The 14,780-nt window shown below is 57.5% G+C and carries 15 protein-coding genes and 1 pseudogene; 10 read left to right on the top strand and 6 right to left on the bottom strand.

Features of this window, described 5'->3' with window-relative positions:
- A partial coding sequence (locus AC2FNB_RS17990; RefSeq protein WP_496748290.1) for a glycoside hydrolase family 25 protein occupies positions 1 to 487 on the bottom strand: 487 nt, incomplete at its 3' end.
- A 380-nt stretch (positions 488 to 867) separates the two neighbouring features.
- Here AC2FNB_RS17990 and rplS point away from each other — a divergent pair.
- Together rplS and rpmE are read left to right on the top strand one after the other, a co-directional pair.
- Positions 868 to 1,251, top strand: a complete 384-nt coding sequence (gene rplS, locus AC2FNB_RS17985) for a 50S ribosomal protein L19 (RefSeq protein WP_480750687.1) — start codon at positions 868 to 870, stop codon at positions 1,249 to 1,251.
- Positions 1,252 to 1,262: 11 nt separating this feature from the next.
- Positions 1,263 to 1,484, top strand: a complete 222-nt coding sequence (gene rpmE / locus AC2FNB_RS17980; protein WP_480750688.1) for a 50S ribosomal protein L31 — start codon at positions 1,263 to 1,265, stop codon at positions 1,482 to 1,484.
- Between the two features lie 66 nt (positions 1,485 to 1,550).
- On the opposite strand, the gene AC2FNB_RS17975 is transcribed toward rpmE, so the two are convergent.
- Complete coding sequence (locus tag AC2FNB_RS17975) at positions 1,551 to 2,069, bottom strand: YegP family protein (RefSeq protein WP_496748289.1); 519 nt, start codon at positions 2,067 to 2,069, stop codon at positions 1,551 to 1,553.
- A 65-nt stretch (positions 2,070 to 2,134) separates the two neighbouring features.
- Here AC2FNB_RS17975 and AC2FNB_RS17970 point away from each other — a divergent pair, with 65 nt between their 5' ends.
- Positions 2,135 to 2,944: a division plane positioning ATPase MipZ gene (locus tag AC2FNB_RS17970; RefSeq protein ID WP_480750690.1), complete on the top strand. Its 810-nt coding sequence runs from the start codon at positions 2,135 to 2,137 to the stop codon at positions 2,942 to 2,944.
- Here AC2FNB_RS17970 and AC2FNB_RS17965 read toward each other — a convergent pair.
- Positions 2,941 to 4,173 (bottom strand): adenylate/guanylate cyclase domain-containing protein, encoded by a 1,233-nt coding sequence (locus AC2FNB_RS17965; RefSeq protein WP_496748288.1) that lies wholly within the window; start codon positions 4,171 to 4,173, stop codon positions 2,941 to 2,943. The two genes, AC2FNB_RS17970 and AC2FNB_RS17965, sit on opposite strands and share 4 nt — an antisense overlap.
- Before the next feature lie 58 nt (positions 4,174 to 4,231).
- On the bottom strand, positions 4,232 to 4,684 hold the full coding sequence (locus tag AC2FNB_RS17960) for a MarR family winged helix-turn-helix transcriptional regulator (protein WP_496748287.1): 453 nt from the start codon (positions 4,682 to 4,684) through the stop codon (positions 4,232 to 4,234).
- 57 nt (positions 4,685 to 4,741) lie between these two features.
- Here AC2FNB_RS17960 and hmgA point away from each other — a divergent pair, with 57 nt between their 5' ends.
- The 7 genes from hmgA to maiA all read left to right on the top strand — a co-directional run bounded on the left by hmgA (position 4,742) and on the right by maiA (position 11,568).
- Positions 4,742 to 6,097, top strand: coding sequence for a homogentisate 1,2-dioxygenase (gene hmgA / locus AC2FNB_RS17955; protein WP_496748286.1), 1,356 nt, complete (start codon positions 4,742 to 4,744; stop codon positions 6,095 to 6,097).
- 43 nt (positions 6,098 to 6,140) lie between these two features.
- Positions 6,141 to 7,397: a fumarylacetoacetase gene (fahA, locus tag AC2FNB_RS17950; RefSeq protein WP_496748285.1), complete on the top strand. Its 1,257-nt coding sequence runs from the start codon at positions 6,141 to 6,143 to the stop codon at positions 7,395 to 7,397.
- Between the two features lie 10 nt (positions 7,398 to 7,407).
- Complete coding sequence (locus tag AC2FNB_RS17945) at positions 7,408 to 8,358, top strand: MBL fold metallo-hydrolase (RefSeq protein WP_480750695.1); 951 nt, start codon at positions 7,408 to 7,410, stop codon at positions 8,356 to 8,358.
- Between the two features lie 138 nt (positions 8,359 to 8,496).
- Positions 8,497 to 10,107, top strand: a complete 1,611-nt coding sequence (locus tag AC2FNB_RS17940) for an FAD-dependent oxidoreductase (RefSeq protein ID WP_496748284.1) — start codon at positions 8,497 to 8,499, stop codon at positions 10,105 to 10,107.
- 4 nt (positions 10,108 to 10,111) lie between these two features.
- A complete protein-coding gene (locus AC2FNB_RS17935) occupies positions 10,112 to 10,318 on the top strand; it encodes a DUF2783 domain-containing protein (RefSeq protein ID WP_496748283.1) in 207 nt (68 codons plus the stop codon).
- Positions 10,315 to 10,857 (top strand): VOC family protein, encoded by a 543-nt coding sequence (locus AC2FNB_RS17930; protein WP_480750698.1) that lies wholly within the window; start codon positions 10,315 to 10,317, stop codon positions 10,855 to 10,857. The genes AC2FNB_RS17935 and AC2FNB_RS17930 overlap by 4 nt, the downstream gene beginning before the upstream one ends.
- 66 nt (positions 10,858 to 10,923) lie before the next feature.
- Positions 10,924 to 11,568, top strand: coding sequence for a maleylacetoacetate isomerase (gene maiA, locus AC2FNB_RS17925; protein ID WP_480750699.1), 645 nt, complete (start codon positions 10,924 to 10,926; stop codon positions 11,566 to 11,568).
- A gap of 12 nt (positions 11,569 to 11,580) precedes the next feature.
- On the opposite strand, the gene AC2FNB_RS17920 is transcribed toward maiA, so the two are convergent.
- Both AC2FNB_RS17920 and AC2FNB_RS17915 read right to left on the bottom strand, forming a co-directional pair.
- The gene (locus AC2FNB_RS17920; protein WP_496748282.1) at positions 11,581 to 14,121 is read right to left on the bottom strand and encodes an AMP-binding protein; all 2,541 of its coding nucleotides are present in this window, start codon (positions 14,119 to 14,121) and stop codon (positions 11,581 to 11,583) included.
- Positions 14,122 to 14,267: 146 nt separating this feature from the next.
- Positions 14,268 to 14,780 (bottom strand): annotated as a pseudogene (locus AC2FNB_RS17915) (peptidase U32); the annotation flags it as partial.

Here is a 14,780-nt window from a genome sequence, read left to right as displayed (position 1 = left end):
GTGGACAGGTTTTCGAGCGGTGGTTCCATTCCATGTCCAGCACATGCGGCAGATCCGCTCCTTTGGGGACATGACGAATGAACCAACGCGCCTGTTCTGCTGCAGGGCGGCAGAAGTAAAAATAGTGATAGGCCCCCCAAGGCACCCCTGCCGCCTGCGCCCCGCGCCTGTGGTTGTCAAACATAGGGTCAGCTACATCGCCGCCCTCGGTCGCTTTGATGAACACGAAATTTACGCCCGCAGATCTGGCGGTGGGCCAATCGATATCTCCCTGCCAGCGGGACACATCTATGCCATGAATAGGAAAGGACTCTGGGCCGCGTCCTTCCCAACTATGCGGGTCGGCATCGCCGAATTCGGGATAGGTCACCAGGGTCAGGGCCATGGCTGAATAGTCAGTTTGCAGGTTGGGTTCAGATTCAGGTACGCGCCGCCCACATGATGCAATGACCAAAAGAGATAATAAAATCGGCAATAGAAGACGCATTGGACTGCTCCGACTCAAATGTTATTAGTGCTATTTGCCTCAGGCTGACAGGATGCGCGTTCTGCGTGGAAAGACAACATTCCAAGTTCATGAAAGTTGGAAATTCGCCGATCCACCACCACGAATGAGGGCTTGAATCCAAGCGCGTAATTCCGTAAACGACCGCAATCCGGAATCGCTTTTTGCGACTCCGGTGTTTTGGTTTGTTTCGCATCCTTTCGTCCGGCTTTCTTCAGCCCGGGCACTTGCGGGCAGGCTGAACCGAGGAAACATTCGACCTGACCTCTGGCGGGCTGCACACGCGGAACCCGATGAAGACCAAGAGCTCTCAGGCCGTTCTCAACTTCGTGGACCAACCACGAGCAGATAGGAGAATTGCGATGGACCTGATCGCACAGCTCGAGGCGGAACAGATTGCCGCCCTGGGGAAAGAGATCCCCGACTTCAAAGCCGGCGACACCATCCGCGTCGGATACAAGGTGACCGAAGGCTCGCGCACCCGCGTACAGAACTACGAAGGCGTCTGCATTTCGCGCAAGAACGGCAGCGGCATTGCCGGTTCGTTCACCGTTCGCAAAATCTCGTTCGGCGAAGGTGTGGAACGTGTGTTCCCGTTGTATTCGACCAACATCGAAAGCATCACCGTCGTTCGCCGCGGTAAAGTCCGCCGCGCCAAACTGTATTACCTGCGTTCGCGCCGCGGCAAATCGGCCCGGATCGCAGAAGTTACCAACTACAAGCCCAAGGCTGGCGCCGAGGCGTAAGGAGCGGAAAGATGAAAAAAGACATCCATCCCGACTACCACATCATCGACGTCAAGATGACCGACGGCACCGTGGTTCAGATGAAATCCACCTGGGGCTCCGAGGGTGATACCCTGGCCCTGGAAATCGACCCCTCGTCGCACCCGGCATGGACCGGCGGTTCGTCGCGCCTGATGGACGCGGGCGGTCGCGTTTCGAAGTTCAAGAAGAAATACGAAGGTTTGGGCTTCTAATCCCGTCACCTTCTCAAGACAAAGGCCGCCCGAAAAAGGCGGCCTTTTCTTTTTCCCGACCCCGGCTCAGGTAAGATCCACCGTGTCTGCATCAGGCGCGTTTTTCTTGACCGACTCGATGCCGTTGTCCCGCGCAGCAGCGCTTTCATAGACTTCGCTGGTGCCTATGACCTGACCATTGGTAGCTTTCAGGTTGAACATCCATTTGCCGTTGCTGGTATCCTTGCGCTCGAATCGCGCGTCATCTTGTGCATTCTTCTGCACAGACTCGATTCCGTTTTCAGCGCTGGCGCGTTGCTTGTAACCTTCGCTCGCCAGAATGACCTGTCCGTTGCCTGCTTTGAGACGGAAACGGAATTCACCGGCCTTATCCGTGTAAAGCTCAAATTTCCCTGCCATGATCTGAAAACCTTTCTTGTTGACGATAAGATTTAGGAAATCTACCCGCGATGGCCGCATTGGCAAACCTTTTCCGACCGTTACGTGGAGCCAAGGGTTTCTGTCCTGCCGCAGGGGCGCTTGCATAGGTTTCCGCAAGGCGGAAATTCGACACGAAGTACAGGTGACTCTGCTTCCCTTCGCCATTCACACAACATATAGTGTGCGGCAACAATTCGCCGACAAGGGCGTGGGAGACGAGAAGGACAGGCATGGCACACATTATCGTGGTCGGGAACGAAAAAGGTGGCGCGGGTAAATCGACGGTTTCGATGCATGTCGCTACGGCGCTTGCCCGTCTTGGCCACTCGGTCACGACATTGGACCTTGACCTGCGCCAACGCAGCCTGGGCCGGTATTTCGAAAACCGGCGCAACTTTCTGAACGGCGAGACGCTGGCGCTGCCGAGCCCGGACCATCACGATCTGCCCGAAATCGACCCGGCCACTTTGAAGCCCGGAGAAAACATCTATGACCATCGCCTGTCGGCTGCCGTATCCAGACTGGAGGGAGACAGCGATTTCATTCTGATCGATTGCCCTGGCTCGCACACCCGTCTCAGCCAAGTGGCGCATTCACTGGCCGACACGTTGATCACCCCTCTCAATGACAGTTTCATCGATTTCGATCTTCTGGCGCGTATCGACAGCAAAGGGGAAAAGATACTCGGTCCGTCGGTTTATTCCGAGATGGTGTGGAACGCTCGACAGTTGCGGGCACAGGCAGGGTTGAAACCCATCGACTGGGTGGTGGTGCGCAACCGCGTCGGCACCCAGCGCATGGTGAACAAGGAAAAGATGCAGCGCGCGATCGAGATGCTGTCCAAGCGCATCGGCTTCCGCATCGCTTCGGGCTTTTCCGAGCGGGTCATTTTCCGCGAATTGTTCCCGCGCGGCCTGACCCTGCTGGACCTAAAGGACATTGGCGTCAAGCAGCTCAACATCTCGAACATCGCTGCGCGTCAGGAACTGCGCGACATGATGCGAGAACTGAACCTGCCCGGCGTCGAAGTGGACTTCTAAATCGGTTTCCGGAACAACGTGAACAGTTCCTTCGGCTCGGTCACCCCACGCAGCATGTAGCGGCCCAGTGAAACCAGTTCATGCTCGCAACCTTCGGCGGCACGGGCGACGTCGTCGGACATCAAAATGCTTTGATCCAGCGCACGATGCATCCCGGCAATCCTTGACGTCTGGTTCACGGCAGGCCCGATTACGGTAAAATCCAATCGGCTTTCAGCACCGATGTTGCCGTAAAGGATTTGTCCTGCATGCAGTGCAAGAGTGAAACCGGTTGTCGGCAGCCCCGCCTCGGCCCGCGCCATGTTCATTTCATCCATCCTGTTCTGCAACAGGGCAACCGCCTGCAGTGCCGCAAAGGCATCTTGGCGACTATCACCCACGTCGAAGATTGCCATCAGGCCATCACCCATGAATTTCAGGATGTTGCCACCACAGTCATGCACGGCACCAACCGCCACCGCCAGATAGTCGTTCAGCATCGCGATGATGTCCGGGCCGGGAATGCGCTCCGACAGGCTGGTGAAACCCGCCAGATCGAAGTTCCAGATCACTGCGTCGATTTCTTGCAGCGATCCACGCCTGATTTCACCGGACAAAACGCGCTGCCCTGCATCCCGGCCGAGATAGACACGCAACAAATCCTGCGCCATCTTGCGATTTGCGGCGGATTTCAGGGCAAGTCCCAAGTGTGGCAAGGCTCTCCGGATTACATCCAGATCGGCGTCCCGAAACCCTTCGGCGTCGTCGGTTGTCCAGGATAGCAATACACCTTCGGGCGTGTTTTCGGGGTCGATGACAGCACCCGGTTCCGTCTTTTCCAGGATCAACCCCATCGCAAAATAGTCAGTTGCCCCGCGTTGATACATGTCGTTGAGAAAAGGGAACCGGCTGGGTTCGTTCCGGTCAATCAGACGTTCGCGCAATTCGCCGGCGCCGGACCGGAGCAACTCATAAAGTGGGCTGCGCGTCCATCGCTCCTGCGGCGTATCACTGTGTTCGTAGTTTTCCAATTCACTGCCCAGATCGCGGTTCCAACTGAACCCTGTTCCTCCATAAATTGGATGAAACGCGCTTTGCGCTGCGTGAAAGCGCATGAGCGGAATGCCCAATTCGACCAGCCGCTCGCAATATCCTTCAAGGATCTCTCTCTGCCCTGCGCCTTCCAGGCCCCGATCCATGAGCCAGCGGACAAGGTGATCGCTATCGCCGGAATGCAGGGATTTTGACATGAATAACTCAGGCATGATACGGCCCATGTGGTGACGATAGCAGCATATTGCCAGCCTCTCACTCCATCCCTGCCAGTCTGCGAAGCATCATTCGTAGCAACGCCGCCTCTCCCTTGGTGAAGTGAGATGCCAGTTTCGCGTCATATTGCTCTGCTATTCCGCGCAGCTCGCGATAAACTGCAAAACCGGCTGTCGTCAGCGCCAATCGCTCTACCCGCCGGTCCTTGTCGTCGCGTTCCCGTGTCAGATAGCGCCTCTGTGCAAGCTTGTGGACGGCGCGGCTAACCTTGGTCTTGTGAATCTTGGCGCGTTCGCCGATTTCCTTGGCCGTTATCTCGCCGTGAATGCCCAGGTGAAACAGCACCCGCCATTCGGTACGCAACATGCCATAGCGATTCTTGTAGACTCGCTGAAACTCCAACGAACTTTCCTCAGCCGCCTGATTCAGCAGGAAAGGCAGGAAATTTCGCAGGTCGAAGTCATCTTTTTCGGTGATTTTCTCGTTTGTCATGCTTGTTAGTTACAAAATCAACTATTATCCGACAAGCAGTAAACGGAGGAACGCGCAATGAACCGTCCGGCTGACCCGCACGAAATGACCCAGGCCAGTACGCCTGTGGGCACGCATCCCGGCTATATGCCCGGCTTTGGAAACGACTTTGAAACCGAGGCCCTGCCCGGTGCCCTGCCGCAGGGTATGAACAGCCCGCAAAAATGTAACTATGGACTATATGGTGAACAGCTCAGCGGAACGGCCTTTACCGCGCCGCATCCCGAACGGACCTGGTGCTATCGCATTCGGCCTTCGGTCAAACATTCGCATCGGTACGAAAAGATCGACCTGCCCTTTTGGAAATCCGCGCCATGCGTAGATCCGGACGTAGTCAGCCTTGGCCAGTACCGCTGGGATCCGGTCCCGCATTCGGACGAAGACCTGACATGGCTGACGGGCATGCGTACTATGACCACGGCCGGAGACGTGAATACGCAGGTAGGCATGGCAAGCCATATCTATTTGATTACTGATTCGATGGTCGACGATTATTTCTATTCCGCCGATTCCGAATTGCTGGTGGTTCCGCAGGAGGGACGCCTGCGCTTTGCCACGGAACTGGGCATCCTCGATCTTGAACCAAAAGAGATCGCCATCATCCCACGCGGGCTTTTGTACCGTGTCGAAATACTGGAAGGTCCGGCCCGTGGTTTTGTCTGCGAGAACTATGGTCAGAAGTTCGAACTGCCCGGGCGAGGTCCAATCGGTGCCAACTGCATGGCCAATCCACGCGACTTCAAGACGCCGGTCGCCGCGTTCGAAGACCGCGAGGTTGCATCCACAGTCACGATAAAATGGTGCGGTCAGTTTCACATCACCAGAATCGGACACAGCCCACTGGACGTGGTGGCCTGGCACGGCAACTACGCGCCATGCAAATACGATCTGCGCAACTATTGCCCGGTTGGCGCGATCCTGTTTGACCATCCAGATCCGTCGATTTTTACCGTCCTGACTGCACCCTCAGGTCAGCCGGGCACGGCCAATATCGACTTTGTCCTGTTCCGCGAACGCTGGATGGTGATGGAGGACACGTTCCGCCCGCCCTGGTATCACAAGAACATCATGTCGGAACTGATGGGCAACATCTATGGTCAGTATGACGCCAAGCCGCAGGGCTTTGTGCCCGGCGGGATGAGCCTGCACAACATGATGCTGCCGCATGGGCCTGACAAAGAAGCCTTTGAAAAGGCGTCGAATTCGAACCTTGGGCCGGACAAGCTGGAAAACACCATGTCCTTCATGTTCGAAACCCGTTTCCCGCAGCATTTGACAACATTTGCCGCCAACGAGGCACCGCTGCAGGATGACTATATCGACTGCTGGACGTCGCTTGAAAAGAAGTTCGACGGCGCACCTGGAAAGAAATGAGGACGGCGGGTTCGCCTCCGTCGCACCACGACAAGGAAATGATATGCCTTTGATGAAATCCTGGGTAGCTTCGGCCAATGATGCCAACCACCCGTTTCCGCTGAACAACTTGCCCTATGGGGTTTTTTCAACTGCCAGCGAAGAGCCCCATTGCGGCGTCGCCATCGGCGACATGATCCTGGACGTCACCGAAGCAGAAGCCGAAGGTCTGATCGCCCTGGCCGAGATTCCGCTGTTCGACGTGCCCTACTGGAATGATCTGATGGAAGAAGGCCCCGCCGTCTGGGCAGCGCTGCGAGAGCGCCTGATCGCCCTGCTAGGCGAAGGATCAGCAGAACAGGACAAGGTCGAAGCGCTGCTTGTTCCAATGGCCGAAGCCGAGATGCACTTGCCTTTTGCGGTCAGCGAATACACCGATTTCTACGCGGGTCGGAACCATGCGTTTAATGTGGGCACCATGTTCCGTGGCCCGGAAAACGCGCTGCCGCCGAACTGGTTGCACATTCCGATTGGCTATAACGGACGGGCGTCCTCGGTCGTGGTGTCCGGAACGGATATCCGTCGCCCTTGGGGACAGCTGAAATCCCCCGATCAGGACCTGCCCGCCTTTTTGCCCTGCCGCCGGTTCGATATCGAACTTGAGATGGGCGCGATCGTCGGCACGCCCTCGGATGGCCCGATCACGGTGCAGGAAGCGGATGACCACATCTTTGGTTACGTCCTGCTGAACGACTGGTCGGCGCGCGACATCCAGGCATGGGAATACCAGCCACTGGGTCCGTTTCAAGCCAAAGCAACCGCAACCTCGATCAGCCCTTGGATCGTGACCAAAGCAGCCCTTGAGCCGTTCCGCTGTGACACGCCAGCCCGCGAGTTCGCGCTATTGGACCACCTCAAGGATTGTGGCCCGATGTTGTATGACATCGATCTCGAAATAACCATGGCGCCGGAAGGCAAGGACGCCACAACCATCGCGCGGACGAATTACAAGGAAATGTATTACTCCGCAGCGCAGCAACTGGCCCATCACACCACTTCGGGTTGCCCGATGAATGCGGGTGATCTTCTGGGGTCCGGTACGATTTCAGGTGCGGCCAAACCCGAACGCGGCTCACTTCTGGAACTCAGCTGGGGCGGCAAAGAGCCGCTGACGCTGGACACCGGAGAAACCCGCAGCTTCATCGAGGATGGCGACACACTGACTCTGAAGGGCTCTGCCAAAGGCGACGGTTACACCATCGGTTTCGGTGATTGCGTCGGAACCATCCTTCCCGCCCTTGAAAACCCCTACGCACGGTAAGGAACTCACCATGGCCAAAGCATTCGCGTCCCAGGGGGACATGTCGGAAAAGAAAATCTCGTTCACCGAAGTGGGTGAAGGGCTCTATGCTTTCACCGCCGAGGGCGACCCGAACTCGGGCGTCATCATCGGCGATGACAGCGTGATGATCGTCGAGGCGCAGGCGACTCCGCGTCTAGCCAACAAGGTGATCGAATGCGTGCGGTCTGTGACCGACAAACCGATCACCCATGTGGCGCTGACCCATTATCACGCGGTGCGGGTATTGGGCGCCAGCGCTTTTGGCGCGCAACAGATCCTGATGTCTGACATGGCCCGCGCCATGGTGGTCGAACGCGGTCAGGAAGACTGGGACAGCGAATTCCAACGTTTCCCGCGTCTTTTCGAAGGCCATGAAAGCATCCCCGGCCTGACCTGGCCCACAACCACCTTCAGCGACACGATGACCGTTTATCTGGGCAACCGCCGGATCGACCTGATGCATCTGGGGCGCGCGCATACCGCCGGTGATATCGTGATCCATGTGCCAGACCAGAACGTGATGTTCACTGGCGACATCGTTGAATACCACTCGGCCTGCTATTGCGGCGACGGGCATTTCAGCGACTGGGGCGACACTCTGGACGAGATCAAGTGGTTCGATGTCGACGCCATCGCACCGGGTCGCGGCGACGCGCTGGTTGGCAAGGACATGGTCAATGCCGCCATCGAAAACACCCGCGATTTCGTCGAAAGCACCTACCGCCCGGCAGCCAGGGTCGCGGCGCGAGGCGGATCTCTCAAAGAGGCATGGGACGCAGTGCGCGCCGAATGCGACCCGAAATTCGCCGACTACGCGATTTACGAACATTGCCTGCCCTTCAACGTAGCGCGCGCTTATGACGAGGCACGCGGCATTGATACCCCACGCATCTGGACCGCCCAACGTGATCTGGAGATGTGGGAGGCCCTGCAGGGGTGACCTTGTCGTGGGCGACTTTGATCCAGATCGTGTCGCCCTGTTGAAAACGATGAGACGATAAACCAGACCCTTCGGCGCGCTCGTGGCGGAGGAAAGGAGAATTGCGCCTTTTGCGCAGAGTAAATGGGAGGAGAGCCCGTGAACAAAATCTTCGAAGTGCCGCTTTATGCCTATGAGCGCAGTCCCGACCAGGATGCGTCCGCCCCGGTACGCCACAAAGTGATTGTCGTCGGTGCCGGCCCGATCGGTCTGGCCGCCGGCATCGATCTGGCCCAGCAGGGGATCGAAGTGGTTGTGCTGGACGACAACGACAAGGTCAGCTTTGGCAGCCGCGCCGTGTGCTACGCCAAACGTCCGCTGGAAATCCTCGACCGGCTCGGTTGTGGCCAACCGATGGTCGACAAGGGCGTCGAATGGAACATCGGCAAGGTCTTCTTTGACGACCGGCAGGTTTATGATTTCAACTTGCTGCCCGAAGAAGGGCATCAGCGCCCCGCCTTCATCAACCTTCAGCAATACTATTTCGAAGAATACATGGTGAACCGGGTCCGCGAGTTGCAGGCCGAGGGTGCGCCCATCGAAATTCGTGGCCGTAACAAGGTCGAAGCTGTAGGCACTCATCCCGACCACGTGAAGGTCGAGGTGGAAACTCCAGAAGGTTCATATACGCTCGAGGCAGACTGGCTGATCGCCTGTGACGGCGCGGGCTCGCCCATCCGGGCGATGCTCGGCAAGGATTTCGTCGGACGGGTGTTCGAAGACAACTTCCTGATCGCCGACGTCATCATGGAAGCCGACTTTCCAACCGAACGCTGGTTCTGGTTCGATCCGCCGTTCAACAAAGGCCAATCAGCGCTGTTGCACAAGCAACCCGACAATGTGTGGCGGATCGACTTGCAACTTGGCTGGGACATCGACAAGGAACGCGAAAAGCGTCCCGAAAACGTGATCCCTCGCCTCAAGGCGATGCTGGGCGAGGATGTAAAATTCGAGCTGGAATGGGTCTCGATCTATACCTTCCAATGCCGCCGGATGGAGCAGTTCCGTCACGATCGGGTGATCTTTGCCGGCGATGCTGCTCACCAGGTCAGTCCGTTTGGCGCCCGAGGCGCGAATTCGGGCCTGCAGGATACCGACAACCTGATCTGGAAACTCAAACTGGTGCTTGAGGGCAAGGCCCCCGAAAGCCTGCTGGACAGTTATGACTATGAACGCATCCATGGTGCTGACGAAAACATCATGAACTCGACTCGCTCGACCGACTTCATCACACCGAAATCGGATATGTCACGCATCATGCGTGACGCGGTTCTGGACCTTAGCGAGCGTTATGAATTCGCGCGACCGCTGGTAAACTCCGGCCGTTTGAGCGTGCCCTGCACCTATGACGGCTCGCCGCTGAATTCTGCTGATGCGCTGAACGGTCCGGCCCGCACGCGGCCCGGTTCCCCATGCCCGGACGTCAAGCTTAAGGATGGGTATTTGCTGCCGATGCTTGGCGACAAGTTCACGTTGCTCACCATCGACGCGGACGCCCCCGACACAATCGACGAAGACGGGATCGTGGTCGAACGTCTGGCGCTTTCGGTCAAGGATGATCCGACGCTGGAACTCAAACGCCGCTATCTGGGGGATGCCGACAGCGGCGTCTACCTGATCCGGCCGGACCAGCACGTTGCTGCCCGTCGTGATTCATTCGAAGAAAACTCGTTCCGGCATGCCATCCGCCGGGCCACCGGCAAGGAGTAAGACCATGGCCGATCTGATCCTGAAACCCAATATCGACAAAGCCGACGATTTCTATGCCGCACTTTTAGCAGCCCACGAAGGGCTGGAGAAAGCCGAAAGCGACGCATTGAACGCCCGACTTGTTCTGGTTCTGGCCAACCATATCGGTGACCAGTCGGTTTTGAATGAGGCTATCAAAGCCGCCACGCTCAAGGAGGAGCTAATCCTATGAAAATCGAGAAAATTCATCATGTGGCGTACCGATGCAAGGACGCCAAGGAAACCGTCGAATGGTACGGCAAGATGCTGAACATGGACTTCATTCTGGCGATTGCCGAGGATCACGTTCCATCCACCCACGAGCCTGACCCATACATGCACCTATTCCTAGATGCGGGCGACGGCAACGTGCTGGCGTTCTTCGAACTGCCGACCAAGCCTGAAATGGGTCGTGATCCGAACACGCCGAAATGGGTGCAGCACATCGCTTTCAAGGTGAAGGATCGCGATGAGTTGCTGAAGTTCAAGGACCACCTCGAAGCCAACGGCGTCGAAGTTCTGGGTGTCACCGATCACTCGATCTTCCACTCGATCTATTTCTTCGACCCCAGCGGCCACCGTATCGAACTGGCCTGCCCGGACCCGGAAGAGGAAAAGATGCTGGCCAAGCTGAATGACGTAAAATGGGAGATGCTGGAAGAATGGTCAAAGACCAAGAAGGCACCCAAACATGCAGACTGGCTGCACGCCAAGGAACTGAGTAACCTCTGAAGACAGGGGTGACACGATACAGGCAACCGGCCCCGCACCGGTTGCCTTGTCATTTGGGAGACCAGGATGAACGATGTAGTGCTTTATGATTACTGGCGGTCATCAGCCAGTTACAGGCTGCGGATCGCGCTCAATCTGGCGGGGATTGCCTTTCGTTCGGTTGTAATCGACCTGACCAAGGGCGAACAGCGTAGCCCCGAACATCTGGCCCGCAATCCGCAAGGCTTTGTCCCGGTTCTCGAAATCGATGGTCTAAAGCTCACGCAGTCCCTGTCCATCCTGGACTATCTTGACCAAACACGGGGCCTGAACCTGCTGCCTAAAGACCCTGCCCAACGCGCCAAGGCACAGGCTCTGGCGCACTCGATTGCGGTCGACATCCATCCCGTCTGCAACCTGCAGGTTGCCAAACACGCCACAATGCTGAGCGGTGGCGCCGAGGGCATGCCCGGCGACTGGATGCGCCATTTCATCCGCCCCGGGTTGGTCGCGTTCGATACACTCTTGTCCGAATACTCTCAGGCTCCCTATTGCACTGGCTCTGCACCCGGTCTGGCTGATATCTGCATGATGCCCCAGATCTACAACGCCCGCCGTTGGGATGTTGAGATTTCGGATCTGCCGCGCCTGCTGGCGGTCGAAGCCGCCTGCGCGGATCACCCGGCCTTTGCCGCAGCTCACCCCGACGAAAATGCACCCACAGCGAACTAAAGAGCGTTGAATTCACGCCTCGGCGCGGGTTTCCCGAGACCGATAAACGAACCCGATATTGCCGATCTGCCTTTGCAGGTCTGCAACCGCCAGACCAAGCGCGATCCCCCCAGCAATCGCCAGCGCGTCGACCCACGGCGTGTCTCCATCAATACCGGCAAGGGGAAGAAGGAGTTCGGGAACGTAGCGGTGGAGCAGATAGATGGGGAACGCCGCTTGCGCCAACCGCATGATCGGGCGAACCAAACCCTTTGGCGCAGGAATGCGCGGTACAAATACCAACAGGGCGGCAAGGGCCAGAAGGCTCAAGTATTTGATCCAGCCTCCGTACCAGTTGCCACCCAGATACGCGGCCAGCGGCATGATCAGACAAGCAGCCACCAGCAGGATCAGGCGCTGAGTCCTTGTGCGGGCTGATACGATGCACCACCCAAGCGCGAACAGGTAAAAAACCCATGGCACCGTGAATTGCGCCCGCCCATGCATCGGGAATAGCTCGGGTATCGTAACGCGCAGGCCAACGGCGATTCCCAACAACCCAAGACCGATCGCAAATCGACTTTGTCGTGCCAGCCAGTTGCGCAGCGGTGGAAACAGAAACGGAGCGGCCAGCAACAGGGTCATCTGCACATAGGCTTCGACGAACCAATAAAGGTACGGCAGCATCAGATGTGTTTCTGGTGTGGTCCACGCAAAGTTCCCGACCAGAAAGACCGATGCCCAGGGGACCTGACCCCAGACCAGTGCATAGACTGCAAGGATCAGATAATACGGAACCAGAACTGCGATCATCGGGGTCAGGAAACTGGGCAGGTCTCCTGTTTTCAAGGCATCCCAGCGATAGCTGGCAACACTCATTCCCATCAGCATCACCATCGCGGCCGCCCCGCCATAGACCGGCCATAGGGTCTGATGTGCCGTCACAACTGCAAGAATGGCCAGCGCGCGGGCCATGATCTCGGTCGGCACGTAGGGCGAACGATTGGGCCTGGTTCTCTCAAGCTCTTGGACCGGCATCTTTTCCCAGCCGTCCGGAGCGCCGCCAAGGCAGGTGTCAAGAGCCAGCGACAGTTCCACATGGCACAGGCTGTCACCCCCGAGTGAGGCAAAACTGTCGTTCCCACCCACGATCTTGGGCGCAAATGCAGCCTGGAATGCAACCAGAACTCCGCGATCCTGCGGTTCATCGCTTGCCGCTGCCTTGGCCTTTAGTTCAGGATAGTCAATCTTGCCGTTCGGTCGCCGCGGCAACGCCCTGACATGAACAACTTGAAAATGCTGACTGCCAATTCCGGCCAAGCGGGCCGCTTTGTCGGCAACTCCTGTAGACGCACCACAAACGGCAATCCGGATTGAGCTGTCATCCCCCCAAACCGCAACCTCGAACCCCAGTTCCGCCAACGCATTTTCCAACGCGTCGTGACCAATTCTCAGCCCAGCAATTTTGGAAATGCGCGACAGCCGTCCAGTAATTCGGAATACCCCATCTGCACCACAACATGCCAGGTCGCCAGTCGCCAACGCGTCCAACTCTGCCGGTTTGCCCAAGTCCAAATAATCGCGGGCATAACCCATCATCACGTTCGGACCTGTAAAAACCAGTTCCCCTTCGGTTTCCGCCTCGGAAACCTCAAGGCCGTCAACATCTCGCAAAAACATCCGACCGCCTGGAATGGCAATGCCGATGCTGTCAGGATGCGATGCTGCCAGCTTTGGCGGCAGCCAGCTGATACGCGCGGTAGCTTCGGTCTGACCATACATCACGAAAAACCGTCCGCCGCGCCGCTGCATCCTGGCGTTCCATTGTAACACTTGCGCAGGTGGCATGGCGCCACCCGCAACGGTCAGGGTCCTGACAATCGACGGAAGCGTATCTCCGAGACCGGCGCTTTCCAACAAACGGAAATGATGCGGCACGCCCGCCAGGCTAGTCGCACAGGATTGCGACAATTGCTCGGAAAACCCCACGTCCAGTATTGAACCCGGCGCAAGCCACAGACTGGCCCCGCTTGCCAGATGTGAATGCAGGACAGACAGGCCATAGGAGTAGTGCAGCGGCAGAACCAGCGCCGCACGGTCCTTCGGCCCGATTTCCAGATATTCAGCGATGGCTCTGGCGTTGGCCTCGATCGCGCCAAACGACAGACGAACCCCGCGCCCATGTCCGGTGCTGCCGGACGTTTGCAACAACAATGCAAGGTCGGGATGCACGTCGGTCAGTTGCCAATCATGCATGAAAAGGCGCCTGCGCCCACCCGTCAAGCGAAAGCTCGCCGTCGGGTGAAACCGGGTCTCAAGGTTGCGCGCTGTCTCAAGATCGCCATCAGGCAAAGGCATGACAGCATACCCCGCCGCCAATGCACCGATATAGGCCGCGATGACCTCCGCCGTTGCCGTCATCTCGATAGCGATCACGCCACGATCTGTCGGCAAACACCGACCGAATGCCTCTGCCATGTCAGCAAGATCGGCATAGGTCGTCACCTTTTCCCCGCCCATAACCAGACATGGGTGGTCTCCAAATGCTCTCAAACTGTCGAGGTGAAAAAACATCGCGGCCTCCGTCTGAAGGCAGGGGATATTTTTCCTTATTATTTTTGTCAAGAATGAAATTCTGTTACCATGGGCCAGACAAAAAACCGCTCGGCCACTATGCCCGAGCGGTTCCAATTCACGTCATTGGAAATGATCAAAAGCCTCTAGCGTGCGGTTTCAACCTGGCGCAAGCTCGACGCTTCGGCGCGGGAAAGCTGTTCGCCTTGTTTGCGCTTCATCAAAACCTCGCGCGCCTGAGCATATTGATCGTCTTGCCAAAAGATCAGGCATCCGTTGCAGCCTCGACCGCAGCACCCTTCGGTACCGACCCGGTTGGTCTTGAACCGCCGGTCATTCGCCCCTTCGCCGATGCTGTCGACCAGTGCGTCGCGGCGGCGCTCATAAGCTTTCGGATTGTCGCGGCCCGATATTTCCAGACCTTGCGTCAGCTTGTCGAAACGCACCCTGTTCCACTGTTCGTCTGTCAGGGCACGTTCCTTGCGCAAAACCGAAAACACCGGGAAGCGGCCACGCAGTTCGTCGATGTCCTCGTGATCGAACAACGTGAACGGCAGACGGATCACGGTCTTGGTGCTTCCGTGTATCACATCCAAACGCTCGCTATCTACGGCACGTTCAAAATCGTAGGCCCTCAACAATACCGTTTCACGCGCGAT

Source organism: Ruegeria sp. BHSB058 (assembly GCF_059613285.1).
Note: the sequence above shows the minus strand (reverse complement) of the source record. Positions and strands in the feature narration are given on the sequence as shown.

Bases quoted from the DNA above. Each gene is read 5' to 3' on its own strand.
- rplS (WP_480750687.1), top strand. From the start codon at position 868: ATGGACCTGATCGCACAGCTCGAGGCGGAACAGATTGCCGCCCTGGGG.
- rpmE (WP_480750688.1), top strand. From the start codon at position 1,263: ATGAAAAAAGACATCCATCCCGACTACCACATCATCGACGTCAAGATG.
- AC2FNB_RS17975 (WP_496748289.1), bottom strand. From the start codon at position 2,069: ATGGCGAAGGGAAGCAGAGTCACCTGTACTTCGTGTCGAATTTCCGCC.
- AC2FNB_RS17970 (WP_480750690.1), top strand. From the start codon at position 2,135: ATGGCACACATTATCGTGGTCGGGAACGAAAAAGGTGGCGCGGGTAAA.
- AC2FNB_RS17965 (WP_496748288.1), bottom strand. From the start codon at position 4,173: ATGTCAAAATCCCTGCATTCCGGCGATAGCGATCACCTTGTCCGCTGG.
- AC2FNB_RS17960 (WP_496748287.1), bottom strand. From the start codon at position 4,684: ATGACAAACGAGAAAATCACCGAAAAAGATGACTTCGACCTGCGAAAT.
- hmgA (WP_496748286.1), top strand. From the start codon at position 4,742: ATGAACCGTCCGGCTGACCCGCACGAAATGACCCAGGCCAGTACGCCT.
- fahA (WP_496748285.1), top strand. From the start codon at position 6,141: ATGCCTTTGATGAAATCCTGGGTAGCTTCGGCCAATGATGCCAACCAC.
- AC2FNB_RS17945 (WP_480750695.1), top strand. From the start codon at position 7,408: ATGGCCAAAGCATTCGCGTCCCAGGGGGACATGTCGGAAAAGAAAATC.
- AC2FNB_RS17935 (WP_496748283.1), top strand. From the start codon at position 10,112: ATGGCCGATCTGATCCTGAAACCCAATATCGACAAAGCCGACGATTTC.
- AC2FNB_RS17930 (WP_480750698.1), top strand. From the start codon at position 10,315: ATGAAAATCGAGAAAATTCATCATGTGGCGTACCGATGCAAGGACGCC.
- maiA (WP_480750699.1), top strand. From the start codon at position 10,924: ATGAACGATGTAGTGCTTTATGATTACTGGCGGTCATCAGCCAGTTAC.
- AC2FNB_RS17920 (WP_496748282.1), bottom strand. From the start codon at position 14,121: ATGTTTTTTCACCTCGACAGTTTGAGAGCATTTGGAGACCACCCATGT.